This window comes from Streptomyces sp. ISL-12 (assembly GCF_018614415.1).
Lineage (GTDB): Bacteria > Actinomycetota > Actinomycetes > Streptomycetales > Streptomycetaceae > Streptomyces.
Window position 1 is genome coordinate 1 of the sequence record NZ_JAGGOO010000147.1, and the last position, 21,751, is coordinate 21,751.

General features: G+C 74.1%; 19 protein-coding genes and 1 pseudogene. 11 read left to right on the top strand and 9 right to left on the bottom strand.

Going from position 1 to position 21,751, the window contains the following annotated elements; translation table 11 throughout:
- Positions 1 to 1,170 (top strand): annotated as a pseudogene (locus tag J7I94_RS33275) (hypothetical protein); the annotation flags it as partial.
- A gap of 74 nt (positions 1,171 to 1,244) precedes the next feature.
- Here J7I94_RS33275 and J7I94_RS33280 read toward each other — a convergent pair.
- Positions 1,245 to 2,519, bottom strand: coding sequence for an ABC transporter substrate-binding protein (locus J7I94_RS33280; protein WP_215173272.1), 1,275 nt, complete (start codon positions 2,517 to 2,519; stop codon positions 1,245 to 1,247).
- Between the two features lie 117 nt (positions 2,520 to 2,636).
- Between J7I94_RS33280 and J7I94_RS33285 the strand changes: the two genes are divergently transcribed.
- Together J7I94_RS33285 and purU are read left to right on the top strand one after the other, a co-directional pair.
- Complete coding sequence (locus tag J7I94_RS33285; RefSeq protein ID WP_215173273.1) at positions 2,637 to 3,137, top strand: hypothetical protein; 501 nt, start codon at positions 2,637 to 2,639, stop codon at positions 3,135 to 3,137.
- A 60-nt stretch (positions 3,138 to 3,197) separates the two neighbouring features.
- Positions 3,198 to 4,079: a formyltetrahydrofolate deformylase gene (gene purU / locus J7I94_RS33290; protein WP_215173274.1), complete on the top strand. Its 882-nt coding sequence runs from the start codon at positions 3,198 to 3,200 to the stop codon at positions 4,077 to 4,079.
- Between the two features lie 187 nt (positions 4,080 to 4,266).
- Here the strand turns inward: purU and J7I94_RS33295 are convergent, their stop codons facing one another.
- Positions 4,267 to 5,769, bottom strand: coding sequence for a zf-HC2 domain-containing protein (locus J7I94_RS33295; RefSeq protein ID WP_374198472.1), 1,503 nt, complete (start codon positions 5,767 to 5,769; stop codon positions 4,267 to 4,269).
- 83 nt (positions 5,770 to 5,852) lie between these two features.
- Positions 5,853 to 6,443, bottom strand: coding sequence for a sigma-70 family RNA polymerase sigma factor (locus tag J7I94_RS33300; protein ID WP_215173275.1), 591 nt, complete (start codon positions 6,441 to 6,443; stop codon positions 5,853 to 5,855).
- A 317-nt stretch (positions 6,444 to 6,760) separates the two neighbouring features.
- On the opposite strand from J7I94_RS33300, the gene J7I94_RS33305 reads away from it, so the two are divergent.
- The 4 genes from J7I94_RS33305 (at position 6,761) to J7I94_RS33320 (ending at position 10,537) form a co-directional block, all read left to right on the top strand.
- Positions 6,761 to 7,141, top strand: coding sequence for an STAS domain-containing protein (locus J7I94_RS33305; protein WP_215173276.1), 381 nt, complete (start codon positions 6,761 to 6,763; stop codon positions 7,139 to 7,141).
- Positions 7,142 to 7,355: 214 nt separating this feature from the next.
- Positions 7,356 to 7,868, top strand: a complete 513-nt coding sequence (locus J7I94_RS33310) for an EF-hand domain-containing protein (RefSeq protein ID WP_215173313.1) — start codon at positions 7,356 to 7,358, stop codon at positions 7,866 to 7,868.
- Between the two features lie 471 nt (positions 7,869 to 8,339).
- Positions 8,340 to 8,810, top strand: coding sequence for an ATP-binding protein (locus J7I94_RS33315; protein WP_215173315.1), 471 nt, complete (start codon positions 8,340 to 8,342; stop codon positions 8,808 to 8,810).
- Positions 8,811 to 9,277: 467 nt separating this feature from the next.
- Complete coding sequence (locus J7I94_RS33320) at positions 9,278 to 10,537, top strand: MFS transporter (protein WP_215173277.1); 1,260 nt, start codon at positions 9,278 to 9,280, stop codon at positions 10,535 to 10,537.
- Here J7I94_RS33320 and J7I94_RS33325 read toward each other — a convergent pair.
- Positions 10,448 to 11,497 (bottom strand): GlxA family transcriptional regulator, encoded by a 1,050-nt coding sequence (locus J7I94_RS33325; protein WP_215173278.1) that lies wholly within the window; start codon positions 11,495 to 11,497, stop codon positions 10,448 to 10,450. The genes J7I94_RS33320 and J7I94_RS33325 overlap by 90 nt on opposite strands.
- A gap of 72 nt (positions 11,498 to 11,569) precedes the next feature.
- On the opposite strand from J7I94_RS33325, the gene J7I94_RS33330 reads away from it, so the two are divergent.
- On the top strand, positions 11,570 to 12,898 hold the full coding sequence (locus J7I94_RS33330; protein ID WP_215173280.1) for an MFS transporter: 1,329 nt from the start codon (positions 11,570 to 11,572) through the stop codon (positions 12,896 to 12,898).
- Positions 12,899 to 12,931: 33 nt separating this feature from the next.
- Here J7I94_RS33330 and J7I94_RS33335 read toward each other — a convergent pair whose 3' ends face one another.
- Positions 12,932 to 14,533 (bottom strand): subtype B tannase, encoded by a 1,602-nt coding sequence (locus J7I94_RS33335; protein ID WP_215173316.1) that lies wholly within the window; start codon positions 14,531 to 14,533, stop codon positions 12,932 to 12,934.
- Between the two features lie 214 nt (positions 14,534 to 14,747).
- On the opposite strand from J7I94_RS33335, the gene J7I94_RS33340 reads away from it, so the two are divergent.
- Positions 14,748 to 15,422, top strand: coding sequence for a GNAT family N-acetyltransferase (locus J7I94_RS33340; RefSeq protein ID WP_215173282.1), 675 nt, complete (start codon positions 14,748 to 14,750; stop codon positions 15,420 to 15,422).
- Positions 15,423 to 15,426: 4 nt separating this feature from the next.
- Here the strand turns inward: J7I94_RS33340 and J7I94_RS33345 are convergent, their stop codons facing one another.
- From J7I94_RS33345 to J7I94_RS33355, 3 genes are all read right to left on the bottom strand, one after another.
- A complete protein-coding gene (locus J7I94_RS33345) occupies positions 15,427 to 16,092 on the bottom strand; it encodes a pyridoxal 5'-phosphate synthase (protein WP_215173284.1) in 666 nt (221 codons plus the stop codon).
- A 17-nt stretch (positions 16,093 to 16,109) separates the two neighbouring features.
- Positions 16,110 to 16,535 carry a pyridoxamine 5'-phosphate oxidase family protein gene (locus tag J7I94_RS33350; protein WP_215173285.1) on the bottom strand — a complete coding sequence of 142 codons (426 nt, stop codon included), beginning with the start codon at positions 16,533 to 16,535 and terminating at the stop codon, positions 16,110 to 16,112.
- A 118-nt stretch (positions 16,536 to 16,653) separates the two neighbouring features.
- Complete coding sequence (locus J7I94_RS33355; RefSeq protein ID WP_215173318.1) at positions 16,654 to 17,289, bottom strand: TetR family transcriptional regulator; 636 nt, start codon at positions 17,287 to 17,289, stop codon at positions 16,654 to 16,656.
- 134 nt (positions 17,290 to 17,423) lie between these two features.
- Here J7I94_RS33355 and J7I94_RS33360 point away from each other — a divergent pair, with 134 nt between their 5' ends.
- Entirely contained in the window at positions 17,424 to 18,176 is a 753-nt protein-coding gene (locus J7I94_RS33360) for a VOC family protein (protein WP_215173287.1), read from the top strand.
- 182 nt (positions 18,177 to 18,358) lie between these two features.
- Positions 18,359 to 20,791: a PQQ-binding-like beta-propeller repeat protein gene (locus J7I94_RS33365; protein ID WP_215173289.1), complete on the top strand. Its 2,433-nt coding sequence runs from the start codon at positions 18,359 to 18,361 to the stop codon at positions 20,789 to 20,791.
- A gap of 752 nt (positions 20,792 to 21,543) precedes the next feature.
- Here the strand turns inward: J7I94_RS33365 and J7I94_RS33370 are convergent.
- Positions 21,544 to 21,726 (bottom strand): hypothetical protein, encoded by a 183-nt coding sequence (locus tag J7I94_RS33370; protein ID WP_215173291.1) that lies wholly within the window; start codon positions 21,724 to 21,726, stop codon positions 21,544 to 21,546.
- Between the last annotated feature and the right edge of the window lie 25 nt (positions 21,727 to 21,751).

The window sequence follows — 21,751 nt, forward strand, 5'->3', positions numbered from 1 at the left end:
GCCACCCAGTACCTGCCGCCCGTGCCGGCGCAGGCCCTGCCCGCCGCCGACGAGGGCGCCACCCAGTACATACCGCACATACCGCCCGCGCCCGCCGACGAGGGCGCCACCCAGTACCTGCCGCCCGTCGCGCCCGGCGCGCTGCCGCCGGAGCAGCCGGCTCAGCACCACGCCGAGCAGACGCGGTCGCTCGGCCTGGTGAAGCCCGCCGCGCAGGGTCCCGGTCCGCTGCCGCCGCCCGCCACCGGTTCCGACGCGGAGGCCACGCAGTACATCCCGCCCGTGCCCGGCCAGCCAGCGGGGGCGCCCTTCGACGGCGTACCCGGCGGGACCGGCGCACCCGGCGGGGACGCGGGGCGGCAGCCGCCCGCCGAGTTCGACAACCTCTTCCGCGGCGCCCCGGCCGCCGACGGCCCGTCCGGCTCCACCCAGCAGATGCCCGTCGTCGGCGGCCCGCGGCCGCCCCGGCCCGGCGCCGCCCCGCACGGCTACGCCCCGCAGGACGCCGGCGGTGGCCGGCGCGGCGGCGGCCGGGGCGGGCGGACCGGCTCCCGGGTGCCGCTGATCGCGGCCGTCGGCGTCGCCATCGCCGTCGTCGGGATCGGCACCGGCGCGCTGCTGGCCGGCGGGGGCGGTGACGACGACGCCGACAAGAACCAGACCGTGTCCGCCACGGCCCCCGCGACCGAGGGCTCCGCGTCGGCGTCCGCCGACCCGGCCCGGGAGCAGGCCGTCGCGCTGGACGCGCTGCTCGCCGACAGCGGCGACAGCCGGCAGACGGTGATCGACGCCGTGGCGGACGTGAAGTCCTGCGACAACCTGTCCCAGGCGGCGCGGAGCCTGCGCGACGCGGCGCAGCAGCGCACCGAACTGGTCACCCGGCTCTCGCAGTTGTCCGTGGACCAGTTGCCGGGCAACGCGGAGCTGACCGCCGCCCTGACCAAGGCGTGGCAGGCGTCGGCGTCGGCCGACGACCACTACGCGGCCTGGGCGGACCAGGCGGCCGGCAAGAAGGGCTGCAAGAAGGGCCAGGCCCGCACCACCGGGCAGACCGCGGCCGGCAACAAGGAGAGCGGCGTCGCCAGCACCGAGAAGGCGAAGGCCGCCAAGCTGTGGAACGTGATCGCCAAGAAGTGGGGCCTGACCGAACGCACCCCGGTGCAGCTCTGAACGGCGGCACGGGCGGGCCCCGGGCGCATGCGCCCGGGGCCCGCCCGGTTCCGGTCCGCCCGGCCCCCGCCGTCTCAGGTCACGTCGGCGTTCCGCAGCGTCCCGACGGTGTCGAGGAAGCCGTTGCGGGCCGACACCAGCCGTCCCTCCCGTACCACCTGGAGGGTGACGTCGGTGTTCACCAGCCGCGGGAAGCCCACGGAGGCCAGGTCGGCGGCGAACGTCCAGTGCAGCGTCGGGGTGAGCCCGCCGGTGTCGATCTCCAGCCCGTCGTCCAGGGCGCCGGTGATGGCGTCGGCGGTCACCTCGCCGTCGCCGAGCGAGGCGACGACCTTCTTGAGCACGGTGTACGCGATCCAGGTGGTCTGCACCCCGGCGTCCGCCGCGTCGACGCGGTTGTCGCCGAATGCTTTCTCCTTGATCACTTTCTTCATCGGGTCCCAGAGCTCGTCGGTCTCCACCGGGTACCAGCCGGTGACGTACGACCCCTCGTACGGGCTCGACGCCCCGCCGGTGGCGTTGACCGTGGACTGGTCGACGCTGCCCAGCACGGTCGCGGTGCGTACCTCGGCGTAGGCGTCCCGGGCCCGCCGGAAGGAGTCCATGAAGGTGTCGGTGCGGTCGCCGAGCACCGGGACCACGCAGCCCGGCTCCGTCGACACGCCCTCGGTGGAGCGCCGCAGCGCCCGGTCGGCCTGGCCGCCGTACTCGGTGGCGTCCTCCGCCGCCCGCTGGTCCTGGGCGCCGGCGTGCCCGCCCGCGGTGAGGCCGGAGTCCAGCAGCGGGGCCAGCTGGTCGCCGGCGATGGTGTCGGGCCGGACCAGGGTGACGGGCCCGCAGCCGTCGGCCAGCGCCGCGCCGAGGCCGGCCAGCAGCGCGGGCTGGCCGCCGTTGACGGGGTAGGAGAGCGGGCTGGTGAATTCCTCGCCGGTGATGCCGTAGCCGCCGATGTAGGGGATGCCGGCGCCCTCCAGCACGGGGAGGAAGGAGTCGGCGTACTGGCTGTAGGAACCGACGACCGCGACGACGTCCTCCTGGACGGCACGCCGGGCGCACTTGGCGGCGGCCACGCTGTCGTTGTGGTCGTTGCAGGTCAGGACCTTGAGCTGGTGGCCGGAGAGCCCTCCGTGCTCGTTGACCCAGCGCGCGTAGGCCTGGGCGAGGGCGGGCATGCCGGGTTTGTTGGTGGCGTCGGTGTCCTGGGGCGCCCAGGTCATGACGGTGATGGTGTCGTCCCCGGAACCCCCCGTGACCCCGGGGACGACCCCGCAGCCGACGGCGAGCGACGCGCACGCCGCGAGTGCGCCCAGGGACAGGGAGGTTCTGCTGATGCGTCGCCTGCCGGTCATGAAACCGTACGATTCCGTCACGGGACTAACCTGGGGGCGCCCTCCGGTCGACGGACGGTGTCCTCGCGGTGAATTGCGGGTGCCTGTGAGGCAAGCATGGAGAGGAACGTACGATCGATGACCGTGCAAGGTTCGGAGAACTCTTCCCGTCGCGGCCGTCGCTCCTCCACCATGGGCGGCATGCCTCTCAACGACATGCCGTGGTGGCGCTGGCGCAGCAACGTGCGGTCGGCGCTGCACATGCTCTCCGACCCCGCCTTCCAGCGGGACGTCTGGCTGGCCGGGACGGACGGGTACGGAGACGTCACCGACGCGGTGTACCGGCTGGTGGAGGACACCTGGCTGGACCACTGGTCCGCGGAGAAGTACGTCGGCACGATCTTCCGGGACTCCCAGGAGGCGGCGCTCGTCGACACCGCGGTGCTGCGGGTCCTGCGGATCATGCACCAGGTCGGGCCGGACGCGCCGGTGGCCGCGTACCTGGAGCACGCGGCCTGGCCGGACGCGGTGCGGGCGGCCCGGGACGCGCACGTCCGGCTGGCGACCAGCGACGGGGACGACCCGGACACGGTGCCGCGCAGCCTGGAGGTGCTGAACATCATGGTGCGGTCCGCGTGACGCGGTCCGCGTAGCGGGACGGCCGTCGGTCCGGGTTCCGGATATGGGACCCTGTCCGGCATGAACGAGCAGTCCACCCGTCCCGCGGCCCCCGCCGACCAGTACGTCCTCACCCTCTTCTGCCCCGACAAGCAGGGCATCGTGCACGCCGTGTCGAGCTACCTCTTCATGACCGGCTGCAACATCGAGGACAGCCAGCAGTTCGGCGACCACGACACGGGTCTGTTCTTCATGCGGGTCCACTTCTCGGCGGAGGCGCCGGTGACCGTGGACAAGCTGCGGGCCAGCTTCGCGGCGATCGGCGACTCCTTCCAGATGGACTGGCAGATCCACCGGGCCGACGAGAAGATGCGCGTCGTGCTGATGGTCAGCAAGTTCGGGCACTGCCTGAACGACCTGCTGTTCCGCACCCGGATCGGGGCGCTGCCGGTCGAGATCGCCGCGGTCGTCTCCAACCACACCGACTTCGCCGAGCTGGTGGCCTCCTACGGCATTCCCTTCCACCACATCCCGGTGACGAAGGACACGAAGGCCCAGGCGGAGGCGCGGCTGCTGGAGATCGTGCGGGAGGCCGACGTCGAACTGGTCGTCCTCGCCCGGTACATGCAGGTGCTCTCCGACGACCTGTGCAAGCAGCTCAGCGGGCGGATCATCAACATCCACCACTCCTTCCTGCCGAGCTTCAAGGGCGCCAAGCCGTACCACCAGGCGCACGCGCGGGGCGTGAAGCTGATCGGGGCGACGGCGCACTATGTGACGGCGGACCTGGACGAGGGGCCGATCATCGAGCAGGAGGTCGAGCGCGTGGGGCACGACGTCACGCCGGACCAGCTCGTCGCGATCGGGCGGGACGTGGAGTGCCAGGCGCTGGCGCGGGCCGTGAAGTGGCATGCTGAGCGGCGGATTCTTTTGAACGGGCGGCGGACGGTGGTGTTCGCCTGAACGGGCGGCGGACGGTGGTGTTCGCCTAGGGGGGCGGGGGGTCTGATGCGCGGGCGGGTGCGGGTGCGGGTGCGTGGGGGCTGGTCGCGCGGTTCCCCGCGCCCCTAGAGGTACGTTGACTGCACGTGCCTTCGGGGGCGCGAGCAACCACGACGTGCCCGCAGCCGCCCCGCGACGGACCGGCTCCCTACATCCGGCTCAAGCTCGCGGCGGCGAAGAGTACGTCCCTGATCGCCTCGCGGTCCCCGGACTGCCCCGCCGCCGCTTCCTCCGGAGGGACCCGGCCCGCCGCCAGGCGGCAGAACTCCACGTCGTCCAGGGCGACGTACGCCACCTCGTGCTCGGCGGAGCCCACCGCCGCCGGCGAGTCCAGCGGGATGTACCACTCCCCGCCGCCCGATCCCTCGATGTCCAGCCGCAGACTGCGCCCCGGCGCCCCCGCCGTCACCAGGTGCCGGTGCGCACCCGGCGCGGCCTTCCCGCTCCGGCGGCGCTCCGCGAGCACGGTCGGCAGCATCCGGGCGGCGAGGTCGATCATGCGGTGCAGATGGCGGGCCGAGGGCGGCTCGTAGGGGTAGTTCACCGCCTCGGCGATGTCCTCGGCGTGCACCCAGCACTCGAAGGCCCGGTCCAGCATCGCGTCGCGCAGCGGCAGTTCGCAGTCGCCGTACGCCACCGGCATCCGGCCCGCGCCCGAGTCGCGCCCCGACGCGCCGCCGCCGGTGAACGCCGTCGTCCGGATCAGGGCGTGGCTCTGCTCCCGCCAGGGCGCGCGGACCGCGCGGGTGGGCGGGAGGTGCGAGGCCCGCCAGTACGCCTCGGTACGGCCCGCCGGGGCCGGGGCCCGCGGCGTGATGTCGCCGAGCGGGTCGGCGAGGCCCAGGGCGACCGCGACCAGGCCGTCGACCGCCAGCAGGTGGGCGATGACGCCGGCGACGGTGGTGCGGCGGCTGGCCGTCCCGTCGTCCGAGAACCACCGCAGCCGCACCGGGGCGTGCCATTCCGCTTCGCCGAAGTCCTGGAGCAGGGCGTCCAGGCGGGCGGTCTCGGCGTCGTAGGGCATGGCCCACTCGGGCACCGGGATGCGCGGCGGACGCCGTTCGAGGCAGAGGTCCAGGACGCGGGTGCGCAGGGCCGGGTCGGGGTCGAGGGTGTCCGGGGGCTGGAGCAGCCCGACCGCCTGGCGCAGTCGCCGGCCCTCCTCCGCGCAGGCCCCGCACTCGCCGAGGTGCCGGTCGACGGCGGCGGCCTCCTCCCGGGAACAGGCGGCCAGCGCCCAGGCGCCGAGGAGCGCCTTCAGCACGGGGTGCTCCAGCGCGAGGGGCGCGGGGCCGGGGTGCGGCAGGGCGGGCAACGGCAGCCCGCTGTCCTCCACGGAGACCCGCGGCAGCGGTATCCGGGGACGGCCGCCCCCGGCTCCCCGCGGGCCGGGCCCCGGCCCGCCGGCTCCGGGGCCGCCGGCTCCGGACCTGCTGCCTCCGCCGGCGCTGCTGCCTGTGCCGGGGCCGTCGGCACCGCCTGGGCCGTCGGGTCCGTGGGCGCCGCCTTCCCGCGGCTTTTCCGGGCCCTCCGGTTTCTCGGGGCGGCCCTCCGGTTCCTCGGGTACTTCCCGCCCCTCGGGTCCGTCCGGTCCGTCCGGCCCCACGGCGTCGTCCGTCCGTTCAGGGCCACCGGCTTCGCCGGGTTTCATCGTCCCGTGGGTCCCTTCACGTGTGTCCGTCAGACCACGTCCGTCGTACACCCGGTCCCGTCCCGCCCCGGCGCTCATGCCGCTCATGCCGCACCTCCGTAACCGGGCGGAGCCCCGGGCGCGCCGGGGGCCGTCGTGTCGTGGGCGGTGGAGAGGAGCTGGAGGCCCAGGCGGAGGCGGCGGCGGGCCTCGTCCTCGGTGATGCCGAGGTCGACGGCGGTCTGGCGGTAGTCGCGGCGCTGGAAGTAGGCCCGCTCCAGGGCGGACCGCAACGGCGCGGGCATGGACTGGACGATGTAGTCGGCGCGGGCGGCGACCGACGCGTGGCGCACCCTGCGCTCCAGGTCCTCGGCGGTGCCGGGGCCGCCGCGGGCGAGGGCGGCCGTCCCGGCGGCCCGCAGCCGCTGCACGGCCAGCCGGTGCGTCAGCCCGGCGATCCACGTGCGCATCGGTCCCTGCTTGGGGTCGTAGGTGTCCGGGTGCTCCCAGACGTGGGTGAAGACCTCGCGGGTCACGGCGTCGGCGGCGCACTGCTCGTCGAGCACCCGGTGGGCGAGGCCGTGCACGAGGGAGGAGAACCGGTCGTACAGCTCGCCGAGTGCGGCGGCCTCGCCGCGCGCGAGCCGCTGCTGCATCTTGCGGTCCCAGCCGAGCGGTGTGTCCTGCGTCGCCATGCGGCCCCTTCACCCCCTGCTCGCGTCCGACGGGCCGACCGGTCCCGTCCGGTGTCCAGCCTGCGGCCATCGCCTTCTCGAATGTAGTCGGCACGTATGACCACGCACGCCCCTTTGCGCCAATGTGAGCCCCCGAAGCGCCCCGGATGGTAAGGGCCCGCAACGGCCGACGGGTCGAATGAGATCGTAAGGAGCGGAAACCGGCCGCTTCTGACCGTTTCTTGTTTTCCACGGCGCGTTTGCGGGAACGGCCGGTGGGCAGGCGCGCGCCCAAGAAGCGTAGGCGTGGCTTCCGTTTCGCGCGAGGGAAGGAGGGCTTGGTGGTGGCGTTCCATGTGACCGGGGACGAGCGGGGCGGATGGACCGTGGTCCAGGTCTCGGGCGAGCTGGACCTGGTGTCGTCGCCGGCGCTGCGCCAGCGGGTGCACGACGCCGTGGCCGAAGGGCGCCACAGTCTGGTCCTCGACCTCTCCGACGTACTGTTCTGCGACTCCAGCGGCGTGGGCGTGCTGATCGCCTCCCGGCGCCTCATACGTTCGTGCCAAGGCCGGCTGCGGCTGATACTCCCCGCCCAGGGGGCCGTCGACGGCTCCCACGTCAACCGGGTCCTCGCCGCGCTGGGGGTGCGCAGGCTGTTCGACGTCCATCCCGACCTCGCCTCGGCGACCGGCGACGAACCGCGCCCGCTGTCCGCGTAGCGCCGCCGCGCACGTCATCGTTTCGTCACGCCGTTGTACCGGTGTTCGCCCGGTCTTGGGGTGGACGTCACTTTTCGGTGCGGGGGTACCCGTCACCGTCGTACGCTCCCAGCAAGGCATGCGCGGCATGTACGGCATGCAAGGCGTACGTGACATGCATGACGTGCGTGACATACAAGACATCACCACCCGACGTAAGGCGGCCAGAGAAGAGATGGTCAGCAGCGAGAACGAGCGTAGGATCGCCGACCGGTTCGCCACCTTCGACCAGAACGGCAACGGCTGCATCGACCGCGAGGACTTCAGCGAGGCGGCCAAGGCCCTGCTTCAGGAGTTCGCCGTCGCGGCCCGTTCCGACAAGGGCCAGGCGCTGTACGGCGGCGCCGAGGCGTTCTGGCAGGGCATGGCCGGTATCGCCGACCGCGACGGCGACCAGCGCATCACCCGCGAGGAGTTCGTCACCGGCGCGGTCAAGCGCCTGCGGGACACCCCGGACCGGTTCGCCGAGATCGCCCGTCCCTTCCTGCACGCGGCCCTCGCCGTCGCCGACACCGACGGCGACGGAGCCGCCACGGTCGAGGAGACCGTACGGCTGCTCACCGCCCTCGGGGTCCCCGCGGAGACCGCCCGCCCGGTGGCCGCGGGGCTCGACGCGGACGGCGACGGGAAGGTCGTCGAGGAGGACGTCGTGCCCGCCTTCGCCCGCTACTTCACGGTGGGGGAGTGAGGCGTCCCGCACCCCCGGGCGCACTCCCGGTCCATGACGTCGCCGATCGTGGCACCCGGTGATCACGGAGCGTCCTCGCCGGGTTCCGCCCCGGGCGTGACCCGTCACGGCCCGCAGCCGGCGACGGGCTCCGGTACCTTGTCCGGAACGCGCGTGGCGCCGGGCGCGAACCGTTTCGGCGCCACCCCGGCGGAGGCTCCGGAACCGGGGGCTTCCGCCGCCTGTTCGACTGCTCGCGGCGAGCGTCGCACAGTATGGCGCACGGGTACTCCTTCGCGCTGGAATATGCCCGAAGCGCTTGTTGACGTGACTTTACGTCAACCATGCTGTCCCACAGCGGGGTCACGGTCCGTGATCCCGGTCCCGGCCGTAGTCCCGGCCAAGCAGAAGCTGGCCACGATCGTGGCCCTCGCGAGGCGCACGTCCAAGTGTCCGCCGGTTCGGATGGTGTGAGCGGTGCAGGTGCTTCAAGTGCAGCTGGAGATCCGGCCCGACCCCGCTGAGGTCGGGCGGGCCCGCAGATGGGCCCGTTCGAGACTGGCGGGGGCGGGGATACGGGACGACGAGCCGCTCGCCGAGACCTTGGTCCTGCTCGTCTCCGAACTGGTCACCAACGCGGTCGTGCACACCGGCCGCCCGGCCGTGCTCCGGCTCTGCCTGCCCGGGAAGAAGCCGGAGGCGGCGGAGGACGCCACCGTCCGGCTGGAGGTGGCCGACGCCAGCGGACGCGCCCCGGTGTTCCGCTGCGCGGACGGCGACGCGACCGGCGGCCGGGGGCTGGCCCTGGTCGACGGGCTCGCCGACCGCTGGGGCTGGAGCCGGGACGAGACCGGCAAGCGCATCTGGTGCGAGCTGGACCGCTGCGCCAAGAACGAGGAGTCCGGCGCGGGGCGCGCCGCGGCGGCGGAGTTCGAGGGGCTGACGGCGTACGAGGTGGTGTGAGGCCGTGGGAGCGGGACGCCGGGCCCCCTGCGGCCCCCGGCCCCGCGGTGGAGGTGCGCCCCGTTGCGCCCGGCCGTGCTCCCGTGCGCTTGAGGGGCGAAACGGGACGTATCCACGCGAACGGCACCCCGGAATGTTGACGGTATGTGACCGTACGTTCACCCTGGTGGTCAGCGATTCGCCGCGAGGGGACGGCGAGGGCCCCTTGGCGGGAGTCCTCGGCGAGTGTGGGTCGTGACGCGACGGCGATCCCCTCGCGGCTCCGGGGCCGAGGCGGACCGTCGGGTCGGGCGGCGGTGCGTGGGCGCGGTCTCGGGGTGAGGGCGCCGCACCGCCGCCCGGTCGCGGACGAGGTCCCCGGGAGTTGTCCACAGGCTGTGGAGAAAAGGTGGGGGCGCAAGGACCGCGTTGTCCACAGGTCCGGAAATCGGCTGGGCGTTGTCGGACCCCGGCCCTACCGTCCTCGCATGACCTACCGTGACGTAGCCACCCGACCGGTGCTGATCTGGGCCTGCACCGCCGTCGGCGCCCGTATGCCGGTGGCCATGGCGCCGCTGGCCCTGGTCTTCCTGGTCCGGGACCGCCCGGGAGGCTACGCGCTGGGCGCGTTCCTGGCCTCGGTGTACGTCATCGGGGAGATCGTCGGCGCCCCGCTGCTCGGCCTGCGGCTGCGGCCCGACCGCGCCCGCCGGCAGCTGGCGGCGGGCCTGTTCGCCGGCGCCGCCGGTTTCGCGGGGCTCGGGCTGCTGCCGCAGGTGCCCGCCGCGCCGCTCGCCGCCTTCGCGTTCCTCGCCGGGGCCGCGCCCGCCGCGGCGGCCGGCGGACTGCGCACCCTGCTCACCGAACTGGTCCCGGAGCGGGCCGTCGCCCAGGCGCTGTCCGTCGAGTCGATGCTGACGTCCGGCGTGTGGGCCGTCTCCCCGGCGGCCGTCACCGCCCTCGCCCTCGGCGTCGCCCCGCACGTCCCCCTGCTGCTCGCGGCCGGTTCGATGGCCGCCTCCGCCGCCGGACTGCGGCTGCTGCCCGCCGGCTGGGGCGGCAAGGACACCGGCGCCGCCGGGGCCGCGCGCGAGCCGGTCCTGCGCGTCCTGACCGCCGCCTGGCCGGTGTACGTCACGGGCGCGGCCGGCCTCACCCTCCTCGGTCTCGCCGAGATCGTCCTGCCGGCCCTGCTGGAACAGCGCGGCGTCGGCGTCGGCTGGGCCGGCCCGCTGCTCATGGGCATGGCGGTCGGATCGGGCGCCGGCGCCTTCCTGTACGGACTGCGCTCCTGGCCGGGGCGGCTCCGCGACCGCAGCGCGGTGCTGCTGTGCGGGACGTCGGCCTGTGTGGTGGGGATGGCGCTGATACCCGGCACGGCCGCGATCGCGACGGGGCTGGTCCTCGGCGGCACGCTCCAGTCCTGCGCGCTGCTCACCCGCAACCTCGCCCTGCGCGAGGCGCTGCCGCCGGGCGCCCTGGCCGCCGGGTACGCGGTGATGTACGCCGCCGCGGGCGCCGGGTACGCGGCGACGGGCGGCCTCGCCGGGGTCCTGCTGGAGGTGGCCGCCCCGTCCACCGCGATCCTGGCCGGCGTCGGGCTGACCCTCGTCCTCACGGCCGTGGGCTGGTGGGGAGAGGTCCGGCGGGATGCCCGTTCAGCGGGCCGCGGCCCGCTCGCGCGGCCCGGACCCGCTGCGGAACGTCCGCCGGTACGCGGTCGGGGTGACCCCGAGCGTCGCCTGTAGGTGCTGCCGCATCGACTGGGCCGTGCCGAACCCGGCCTCCCGGGCCACCTGGTCCACCGACAGGCCGGTCGACTCCAGCAGGTGCCGGGCCCGGTCGACGCGCTGCCGGGTCAGCCACTGGCCGGGGCTGACCCCGACCTCCTCGCGGAACCGGCGGGTGAACGTCCGGACCGACATGGCCTCCCGCTCCGCCATGTCCCGCAGCTGGATCGGCTCGTGCAGCCGGTCCAGGGCCCAGGCGCGGGCGGCGGTGGTGGACGCCTGCTGCGGGTCGGGCACCGGCCGCTCGATGTACTGCGCCTGCCCGCCGTCGCGGTGCGGCGGCACCACGGTCCGCCGGGCCACGTCGTTGGCGACGGCCGTGCCGTGGTCCCGGCGTACGAGGTGCACGCACAGGTCGATGCCGGCCGCGACCCCGGCCGAGGTCAGCACGTCGCCGTCGTCGACGAACAGCACGTCCGGGTCGACCCTCACCTCGGGGAACAGCCGCTGGAAGTGCTCGGCCGACGCCCAGTGGGTGGTCGCCGGGCGGCCGTCGAGGCGACCGGCGGCGGCGAGGACGTAGCCGCCCGTGCAGATGGCGACCAGCCGGGTGCCGGGGCGGATCAGGGCGAAGGCGGCGGCCAGTTCAGCGGTCAGCACGCCCTCCTCGTAGACCGGGCCCAGCTCGTAGGAGGCGGGCACGACGACCGTGTCGGCGGTGGCCAGGGCCTCCGGGCCGTGCGCCACGAGGATCTCGAAGTCGGCGTCGGTGAGGACCGGGCCGGGCGGCCGGACCGAGCAGGTGACGACCTCGTACAGCGCGAGGCGGCCGGTGTCCCGGCCCTCGGCACCGCCGCCGTCGACGGCCCGGGCGCGGCCGAAGATGCGCTGCGGGATGCCCAGTTCGAAGGGGAGCACGCCGTCCAGGGCGAGGACGACGACCCGGTGCGGGCGGCTCGGCGGCCGGTCGGATGTCATGGCCCGATCCTAGCGAACCATGTCCTTCGGGCCACTCGATCCGTCCCCGCCCGATGACGCACCCTTTCTGACGTGACCCAGACAACCGACGCCGACGCCGCAGCAGCCGCCGTACCGGGGGCCGAGGACGCCCCGCCCCGCCGCCGGGTGCACCGCGCCTGGTTCGTCGCCGCCGTCACCTTCGTGACGATCGTCGGCGCCGCCGCCTTCCGCTCCGTGCCCGGCATCCTCATCGACCCGCTGCACCAGGAATTCGGCTGGTCCCGCGGCACCATCGGCGCCGCCGTCTCCGTCAACCTCGCGCTCTACGGGCTGACCGCCCCGTTCGCCGCGGCGCTCATGGACCGCTTCGGCATCCGGCGGGTGGTCGCCGTCGCCCTGACCGTGATCGCGCTCGGCTCCGGACTGACCGTCTGGATGCAGTCGGCCTGGCAACTCCTGCTCTGCTGGGGCCTGCTGGTCGGTCTCGGCTCCGGCTCGATGGCGCTGGCCTTCGCCGCCACCGTCACCAACCGCTGGTTCACCACCCGGCGCGGCCTGGTCAGCGGCGTCCTCACCGCCGCCTCCGCCTCCGGCCAGCTGATCTTCCTGCCGCTGCTGTCCTGGATCGTCGAGCACCACGACTGGCGCCCGGCCGCCGTCACCGTCGCCCTCGCCGCCCTCGCCGTCGTCCCCTTCGTCTGGCTGCTGCTCCACGACCACCCGGCCGACCTCGGCCAGAAACCGTACGGCGCCGAGGAGTTCGTACCCAAGCCCGCGCCCGTCACCGGGGCCGCGCGCCGCACCCTCGCCGTTCTCTTCTCCGCCGCCCGCACCGGCCCGTTCTGGCTGCTGGCCGGCACCTTCGCGATCTGCGGCGCCTCCACCAACGGCCTGGTCCAGACCCACTTCGTGCCCGCCGCCCACGACCACGGCATGCCGGTCACCGCCGCCGCCTCGCTGCTCGCCGTCATCGGCGTCTTCGACGTGGTCGGCACGATCGCCTCCGGCTGGTTCACCGACCGCTTCGAGGCGCGCCGCCTGCTCGCCGTCTACTACGCCCTGCGCGGCGTCTCCCTCCTCTTCCTCCCCATGCTCCTCGCCCCCACCGTCCACCCCCCGATGATCTTCTTCATCGTCTTCTACGGCCTCGACTGGGTCGCCACCGTCCCGCCCACCCTCGCCCTGTGCCGCGAGCGGTTCGGCGACGACAGCGCCATCGTCTTCGGCTGGGTCCTCGCCTCCCACCAGGTCGGCGCCGCCCTGGTCGCCTTCCTCGGCGGCGTCGCCCGCGACGCCTTCGGCTCCTACGACGTGGTCTGGTACGCCTCCGGGGCGCTGTGCGCGGCGGCGGCCCTGATGGCCCTGGTGATCCGCCGCCGCCCGGCCGACGCCGGCGGGCCCGCCCCCGTACTGCCGTAGGGACGGGCCCGGTCACGTACTGCCGGTCGCCGGTCAGGCGGTCTTGTAGCCGGCCGTCCTGGCGATCCACGCGATGAAGTCGCCCGCGTCCTCGTTGGCGCCGTGGCCCGCGTCCCAGTAGTAGAGGTGGCTGACCTCGTCGCCCAACTGGTGCGCGGCGGCGGCCAGGTTGGCGGAGACGGTGTGCGAGGTGTCGGAGTCGGCCGCGCCGAGGCGGATCCACCAGTGCTTGGTGCGGCCGGCGTTGACCTTGTCGACCAGGTGGTACATCGGGTTCATCAGCCGCAGCTTCTCGGGGATGTCGCTCGCCAGGCGGGCGCTGCTCCCCTTGTCCTCGCGCAGGCTGTAGAGGGTGAAGTGGCGGTACTGCTCGGTGCCCTTGCCGAACAGGTTGTTGATGTCGCCGGACATCGTGTCCGAGGTGTCGGTGGGGAAGGCGAACAGGTCGAAGGCGGGGGCGTCCTTCTTCCGGGCGCCGGCGTGGGTGAGGTAGTCGGCCCAGGTGAAGGTGGCGTTCTTCCCGTCCCAGGTGATGAAGGTGTTCTCGGCCAGGTACGTCGTGCGGTCCGCGTCCGAGAGGGCCGCGAGGTACTTGGTGGCCGACGGCTGCATGTACGTCTTGAGCAGGTACTCGTCGTAGTTGCGGGCGGTGAGCGTGCCGAAGTTCCCCAGGCCGCGCAGCTTCAGGCCGGCCTGGTACTCGGCGAACTGGGACTTCAGCTCCTTCGACACCGTCTGGTCGACCTGCTCGCCGGTGCTGAGCTTGTTGGTGCCCCAGTTCCACTCGTAGGCGCCGTCGGCGTGCTCCAGGTCGGTGATCGGGCACCAGGCGCCGGTCGCGAAGATCGCGTCCGAGGCGTCGGCGGCGCCGATCTCCTCCAGGTACTTCTCGTAGAGCGGGCTGTCGCCGGAGGCGCCGAGCAGCGCGGACAGGGCGCCGCCGGCGCTGGTGCCGGTGGAGAAGATCCGGTCCACGTTGCCGGGGACCCGGCCCTTGTTGGCGCGCAGGTAGCGGACGGCGGCCTTCAGGTCGACGATGGCGGCGGGGGCGGTGCCGTAGTACTCGCCCGCGGAGTTCTTCAGGGTGCGGCCACGGGCGCCCGGCTCCACGACCACGTACCCGGCCGCCAGGCCCAGCTGCGGCAGGCTGACCATTTTGCCGCCGCTGAGCTGGGCGGAGCTGCCGGACTCGGTGCCGGTGGAGGAGGAGGCCGACGCGGAGGGGGCGGCCGAGCCGCTCGGGGCGGCCCCGCCGCCGCCCATGCCGCCGCCGCCCACGCCGGTGGCCTCGGCGACCGACGAGGGCATGTAGCCGCCGACGGAGTTCGCGAAGAGGATCGGGGCGCCGGTCGCGTCGACGGTCTTGCCGTCGATCTTCACGGGGACGCTGATGTTCAGGCTCTGGTACGCCTCGTCGACCGGCTTGGCGACGTAGGTGATCGCCTTCCAGAAGCGGTACGTCACCTCGTGCTCGTCGCCGGCGGCGTCCGTGACGGTCGTCGTCAGCGTGGTGTAGGCGTCCTCGTCGAAGACCAGGGTGCCGGACGCGGAGGAGCCGCCCTTTTTGCTCTCGGCCTGCGCGCTGAGGGCGATGCCGCCCACGGCGGCGACGCCGGCGGTCACGCCGATCCCCATCACGACACTCCTGCGCTTGACTGCCCTGTGCTTCACGTTGACGCCCTCCTGGGTCTGTACGGGCTTGCGTCTGTGAACGTAAGTCAATTGCCGACAAGATTGCCAACAATCTGCGCGCGAATCGGCCGATTCACGGGGGACGCACAGTTTCACGGGTGACTCACAGGGGAACACGGGGGCGACCGCGTGGCCCGTACAGGTATTGAATGGCCGCATGTCCCGAACCAGTGATCGACCCTCCCTCCCTCACCCCCGCGGCCACGGCCTGCGCCTGCGCTCCTGGGACCCCGAGTCAGGCGCCGACGCGGAGGCCTGGCTGCGCGGGCTCCTGGACCCCGACTTCCGGCGCTGGAACACCCCGCTGAAGCTCGTCACCGACCTCGACGGCGTCCGCGAGGCGCTGCGCGGCCGGGTGAAGGAAGAGGCGGAGGGCCGGTCCGTGTCGTTCCGGGTCACCGACGAGGAGACCGGGGCGACGCTGGGCCACATCGGCGTCAACGAGATCGACCGGCCCCTGCGGGTGGCCCGCGTCGGCTACTGGGTGCTGCCCGAGGCCCGCGGCAAGGGCGTCGCCACCCGGGCCCTGCTGCTGGCCGCTCAGTACGCCTTCACCGGGCTGGGGCTGCACCGGCTGGAGCTGGGCCACGGCCTGGGCCACGGGGCTTCCTGCCGGGTCGCCGAACGGTGCGGCTTCCGTGCCGAGGGGGTGCTGCGCGGGGCGATGTTCGAGGCGGACCGGCACGACGCGTTCCGTGACGTACACCTGCACGCCCGCCTGGCGACGGACGAGCCGCCGCACCCGCCGCACCCGCCGGAGTCGCCGCACCCGCCGGAGTCGCCGCACCCGCCGGAGTCGCCGCACCCGCCGGCGTCACCGGAGCGGACCTGAGGGGTCAGGGCCACAGCAAGCCCCTGCTCCAGCCCTCCCCCGACCGCCGGTAGGCCAGCCGTACGTGGCGGCGGTGCGGGTCGCCCTGGAAGAACTCCACCTCGTCGGGGGCGAGGCGGTACAGGGTCCAGGTCGGCGCCGGGGTGTCCGGGGCCCGGCGGGCCCGGTCCCAGGCCGTCGCCGACGCGTGGGCCAGGTCGTCGAGCGAGGCCAGTGGCTCGCTCTGCCGGCCGGTGAGGGCGGCGGCCAGCGCTCCCGTCGAGCGGGCGTGCAGATCGGCCTGGGCCTGTTCGGGCGGCGCGGCGGTGACCGGGCCGCGCACCCGCACCTGGCGGCCGAGGACCGGCCAGTAGAAGGCGAGGGCCGCGTGCGGGCGGGCGGCGAGGTGGCCGCCCTTGCGGCTGCCGGAGTGCGTGGCGAAGGACCAGCCGCCGGCGTCCGCGCCGTGCAGCATCACGATCCGCACGTCCGGCCGCCCCGCCGCGTCCGCCGTCGCCAGTGACACGGTGTGCGGCTCGCGCTCCCCGGCCGCCACCGCCTCGGCGAACCACCGCGTGAACAGCGGCAACGGCTCGGCGGGCGCGGCGTCCGGGTCGAACGGCGGCAGCTCGGTCACCGCCGGGTCCCAGACCCGCAGCGACCGCAGCAGCGCGTGCAGGTCGGTCTCCACCCGTCTCCAGCCGTCTCTCACACCGAGCCGAGGTCGGACGACACCCACCGCTCGGGCCGCATGCGGACGATCAGCTGCTCCCCGTGGTCCGCCCAGGCGAACTCGACGTAGCCGTCGACCTTCTCGGCCGGCAGGTAGCGGGCCGCGACCTCTCGGAGCGCTTCGCGGGTGGCGGGTTCCGCCGCGACGACCGGCCCCTCCACCGAGACGTACCGGATGGTGGGTTCCACCCGGTCGACCATCAGCGAGAACCGCCCGGCCGCCTTGATCAGCTCGTACTTGCGCGACGTGGCCCCGGTCATGATCCATACGTCGCCGCCGGCCGCGTACTGGTACCAGATGGGCACGGTCAGCGGGGCCCGCCCGGCGCCCGCGCCGACCGCCAGCGCGGCGATGTGCGGTTCGGCCAGGAACTGTTCACGCTCGGCACGGGTCAGGGCCATGTCGGTCTCCTTCGACGAGGCGGGAGATGCCGCGTCCAGTCTGCCGGAAACGGCGCGCGGCGGCCCACCGGAGTGGACCGCCGCGCGTCGGACAGGAACAGGAACAAGTGCAGGAAGGTTACTTCGTCGGCTTCTTGCCGGTGATGCCCAGATGGACCAGCAGCGCCAGACTCGGCTTCAGCTCCGCCTGCTTCACGCCCCAGGAGGAGACGCCCTTCTGGTGCGAGGCCACGGCCGCCAGCATCGCGACCAGGGAACCGGCGATCGCGGCCGGGTTCACGTCCTTGTCGACCTTGCCCTTGGCCTGCAACTCGGCGACGGACTCCGCCAGCGAGCCGTTCACCGAGCTGAGGATCCTCGTGCGCAGCTTGTTGAAGCGCTTGTCGCCCTCGGCGGCACCGAGGTCGACGACCCGGAGGATGGCGTCGTTCTTCCGCCAGAACTCCAGGAATCCGTCGACGAGTTCCTGCGCGGCCTGCCAGCCGGCCCGGCCCGTCCACGAGCGGCCCTCGACCAGTGCGGTCAACCCGGAGGCGTCGGCGGCCGTTTGCTCGGCGATCTCCAGGACGGCGCCCTCGACGTCCGGGAAGTACTGGTAGAAGGTCGCGGGCGACGTGCCCGCCCTGCGGGCGACATCGATGACTTTGACGTCGCGGTACGGGGAGGAGCTGAGCATCTCGCTGAGGCAGTCGAGCAGCTTCTGCCGGGTCGCCTGCCCTCGCCGGCCGGCCACCCGCCCGTCGACGGTACGCACTTGTCCTGTCATGCCCGTCAGCTTACCGAGGGGTGATCAGGGCGCTATTCGGCCGACTGCAAATGGGGTGCGGGGGTGCCGGGGGACAGGTGCCCTGGTCTGCGCGGTGCGCGCGACGCGGTTACTTTGACGGCATGGCCGAAAACAGGGCATCCGCGCATCCCGAGGACCCCGCCGAGGAGTACACCGAGGGCACCCCCTGCTGGGTGGACGCCCAGCTCCCCGACGTGGCGGCGGGCAAGCGGTTCTACGGCGGGCTCTTCGGGTGGGAGTTCGCGGACGACGTGGCGGCGGACCGCCCGGTGCGGGCCCGGCTGCGCGGTGCCCCCGTCGCCGCGCTCACGCCCAAGACCGACGGCCGCATGCCCACCGTGTGGACGGTCCACTTCGCCACCGCCGACGTCCGTGCCCTGGCCCGCCGGATCGAGGCGGACGGCGGGCAGCTCGTCACCCCGCCCCGCCCGGACGGCGGCCTCGGCACCACCGCCCTGGCCGCCGACCCGCAGGGTGCCGTCTTCGGCCTCTGGCAGCCGGGCCGCCACACCGGTTTCGGCAGGCGGCACGAGCCGGGCACCTTCACCTGGGCCGAGCTGTACACCCGCGACACCGAGGCCGCCGACGCCTTCTACGGCGACCTGTTCCACGACGCCCTCTTCGGTCCCGGCGCCGAACCCGACTTCGGCCGGGCGCCGCTGACCGGCGTCTTCCCCGCCGAGATGCCGTCGCACTTCCTCGTCCACTTCCTCGTCGGCGACCGCGAGGCGGCGCTCGGCACGGTGGTCCGGCTCGGCGGGCGGGTCCAGGTTCCGCCATTCGAGACGTCCTACGGCGGTGTCGCGGTGGTCACCGACGACCAGGGAGCCTCGTTCGCGCTGCTGCAACGCTGACCCGGTGGTGGGCTTTGCCCGGGATTGCCGTGAGACACCCCGATTGACCGGCGGTTCGCCACCAAGGCTTCGGACAGGAAGAATCGGGGTGCGTGCCGCCGCGGCGGTGTGGTGGTGAGACGCTGCACTTCGGCCGCGTACATATGTGGGTGGCGCGGCTCGTACGGGGAGGTGGCAGGCAAGTGGTGGATCAGCTGACGCAGCACGATCCGCGGCGGATCGGGCCGTTCGAGGTGCTGGGGCGGCTCGGGGCCGGCGGCATGGGGCTGGTCTATCTCGCGCGCTCGGCTTCGGGGCGGCGCGTGGCGATCAAGACCGTGCGGACGGAGCTGGCCGAGGACCAGCTGTTCCGGGTCCGCTTCACCCGCGAGGTCGAGGCGGCCCGCGCGGTGTCCGGGTTCTACACGGCGGCCGTGGTCGACGCGGACCCGCGGGCCGCGGTGCCGTGGCTGGCGACCGCGTACGTGCCGGCGCCCTCGCTGGAAGAGATAGTGAACGAGTGCGGGCCGTTGCCGGCCCAGGCGGTGCGCTGGCTGGCGGCGGGGGTGGCCGAGGCCCTCCAGTCGATCCACGGCGCCGGGCTCGTCCACCGCGACCTCAAGCCCTCCAACGTCCTCGTCGTCGAGGACGGCCCCCGGGTGATCGACTTCGGGATCGCCTCCGGTGTCTCCAACACCCGGCTGACCATGACCAACGTCGCCGTCGGCACCCCCGCCTACATGTCCCCGGAGCAGGCCAAGGACTCGCGCAGCGTCACCGGCGCGAGCGACGTCTTCTCCCTCGGCTCCACCCTGGTCTTCGCCGCCACCGGGCACGCCCCCTTCCACGGCGCCAATCCGGTCGAGACGGTCTTCATGCTGCTGCGCGAGGGTCCCGACCTGGACGGGCTGCCCGAGGAACTGCGCCCGCTGATCGAGTCCTGCATGCAGATGGAGGCGCACGGCCGCCCCAGCCCCGCCGACCTCCAGTCGCAGCTCGCCCCGCACCTGTTCGGCTCCGGCTCCGACGACAGCGGTACGGCGTCGGCGTGGCTGCCCGAGCGGGCGGTGAGCCTGATCGAGTCCCGCCGCGGCGGCCGGCCCGCGATCCGCCCCGCGGCCACGGCGGCGCGGCCCGCCCCCGCCGCCCGGGTCCCGGCCCCCGTCCCGCCCCCGCCTTCGCACGACCCCGTCGTCCCCGGCCGGCCCGCGCCCGTCCCGGCCGTCCCCGCCCCCGCGGGCGCGCCCGACACCGGCCCGGTGCGGCTGGCCGGCGCGGCCGTGCCCATCGGCCCCGGCCCCCGGGTCGCCGACACCCGCGCCGCCGTGGTCAAGGCGCCGCCCCCGGAGGCCGCCCTGTCCGGCCACTGGGCCAAGCCCCGCCCCGGCGCGGGCGGCGCCGACCCCGCCGTGTCCGCCGTACCGCCCGCCCCGGCCGCGCCCCCCGGCGCACCGGCCGGGGCGCCGGGGGGCGCACCGCCCACCGCGCCGCCCGACCCGGCGGCGTCCGGCTGGCGGCCCTGGCGGTTCCGGATGTCCAACGACGTCTGGGGCACCCCGTCCGTCGCCGGCGACCTGGTCTACGTCACCTCCTTCGAGGTGCACGCCCTGGACGTGGCCACCGGCCGCCGCCGCTTCAAGACCCGGGACGTGGCCTGGTCGAAGGCGGTCGCCGACGGCCGTATCCACGCCTCCGACGGACCCACCCTGTACGCCCTGGACGCCCGGGAGGGCGCCGACCTGTGGCGGCTCCAGACGGACGCCTGGGTGTACTCCCTCAAGGCCGAGCGGGGCATCGTCGTCACCGGCACCCGGGGCGGCGGCGTCCAGGCGTGGGAGGCCGCCACCGGACGGAAACTGTGGGAATCCGGCGGCTGCCAGACCGACTTCGAGTCCCCCGAGGCGGGCCCGGCCCTGCACGACGGCACGGTCTACGTCTGGCAGAACGCCCGGCTGCGCGCCCTGGACGCCCGCACCGGCGACGAGCGCTGGTCGTACCCGATCGGCGACGCCGCCTCCTGCGGCGGGGTGCCGGTACGGGTGGGCCAGGCGCCGGACGGCTGCGTGTACGTCTGCGCCGGTACGCGCGTCCTGGCCCTGGACGTGGCGACCGGCCACGTCCGCTGGCACTTCGAGGCCCCGGCGGTCTTCCTCTCCCCGCCGGCCTTCGTGCCCGGCCCGGCCGTCACCGGCGGCGGTGTCTACCTCGCCGACTACCTCGGCACGGTGTACGCCCTGGACGCCGCCGACGGCCGCGACCGCTGGCGGATCGCGACCGAGGCCCGCAGCGCCACCGAGCCGGTGCTGGTCGCCGCGGGCCACGTCCACGTCGGCAGCGGCAAGGGCCTCTACACCCTGGACGCCGTCACCGGCACGCCCAAGTGGCGGTTCCAGGCGGGCGGCGACATCGTGGGCGCTCCGGCGGTGGCCGAGGGCCGCATCCACTTCGGCTCCACCGACCACCTCCTCTACACCCTCAAGGCCGACGACGGCCGACTGCGCTGGAAGCTGGCGACCGGCGGCGAGATCACGGGCACGCCGGTGGTGCGGGACGGGATCGTCTACGCCTGCAGCAAGGACCGGTGCGTGTACGCGCTGGACGCGGAGAAGGGGACGGGGACGGCCCGGAGCGCGTAAGTGTTCGAGCACCTGGGGGCGAGGCGGCCGACCGCTGGGCCGGTACGTGGGCGGTGGTCTGCCGGGCGTGGGGTGCGCGGTGGGTGTGGAGGGTTGTGAGGCGCGCGGTGGGTGTGGCGGTCGTGACCCGCGACGGTCGGCGGTCGTGACCCGCGCGACGGCTGTGGCGGGCTGCGGGGGTGCGACGGCCCGTCGGCCGTGACACATCCGACGGCCGTGCACGCCCGTTGGCCGCGGCACCCCGTCGGTTGTGCCAGGTCGTGACGGTCCGGCAGTTGTCGCGGCTTGTGTCACGCGCGGCGGCGTGGCGGTGGTGTCACGCGCGGCGGCGTGGCGGTGGTGTCACGCGCGGCGGCGTGGCGGTGATGTCACCCGTGACGGCGTGGCGGTGGTGTCACGCGCGGCGGCGGGGAGGTCGTGTCACGCGCGGCGGCGTGGCGGTGGTGTCACGCGCGGCGGCGTGGCGGTGATGTCACCCGTGACGGCGTGGCGGTGGTGTCACCCGCGGCGGCGTGGCGGTGGTGTCACCCGCGGCGGCGTGGCGGTCGTGTCACGCGCGAGGGCCCGGCGCTCGTGTCACCCCGGTCGGCGTGGCGGGTCGTGCCGCGTGTGGCGTCGGTGACGGGCCGGCGCGGGCCGGGACACGCGGTGGCCGCGGCGGCTCCCCCTCCGTGCCGCCGCGGCCGTTCCCCTGCGTGGGCCTGTGTCAGGTCCTGTGCGGGATCCCGTACGGGTCCCCGTGTGGGCCCGCGTCAGACCTGCTCACCGGTGGCGTGGTTGTCCAGCGGCGCCACGGTGCCGCCCGTCGCGTGGTTGTCCAGCGCGACGGCCTCCCCGCCCGTGGCGTGGTTGTCCTGCGTGGTGGCCTCGGTCTCGGCACCCGTGGCGTGGTTGTCGAGCGGCTTGACCACGAGGTCCTTCTCGGCATCGGCCATGACCTGAACTCCTGTCCATCGATCG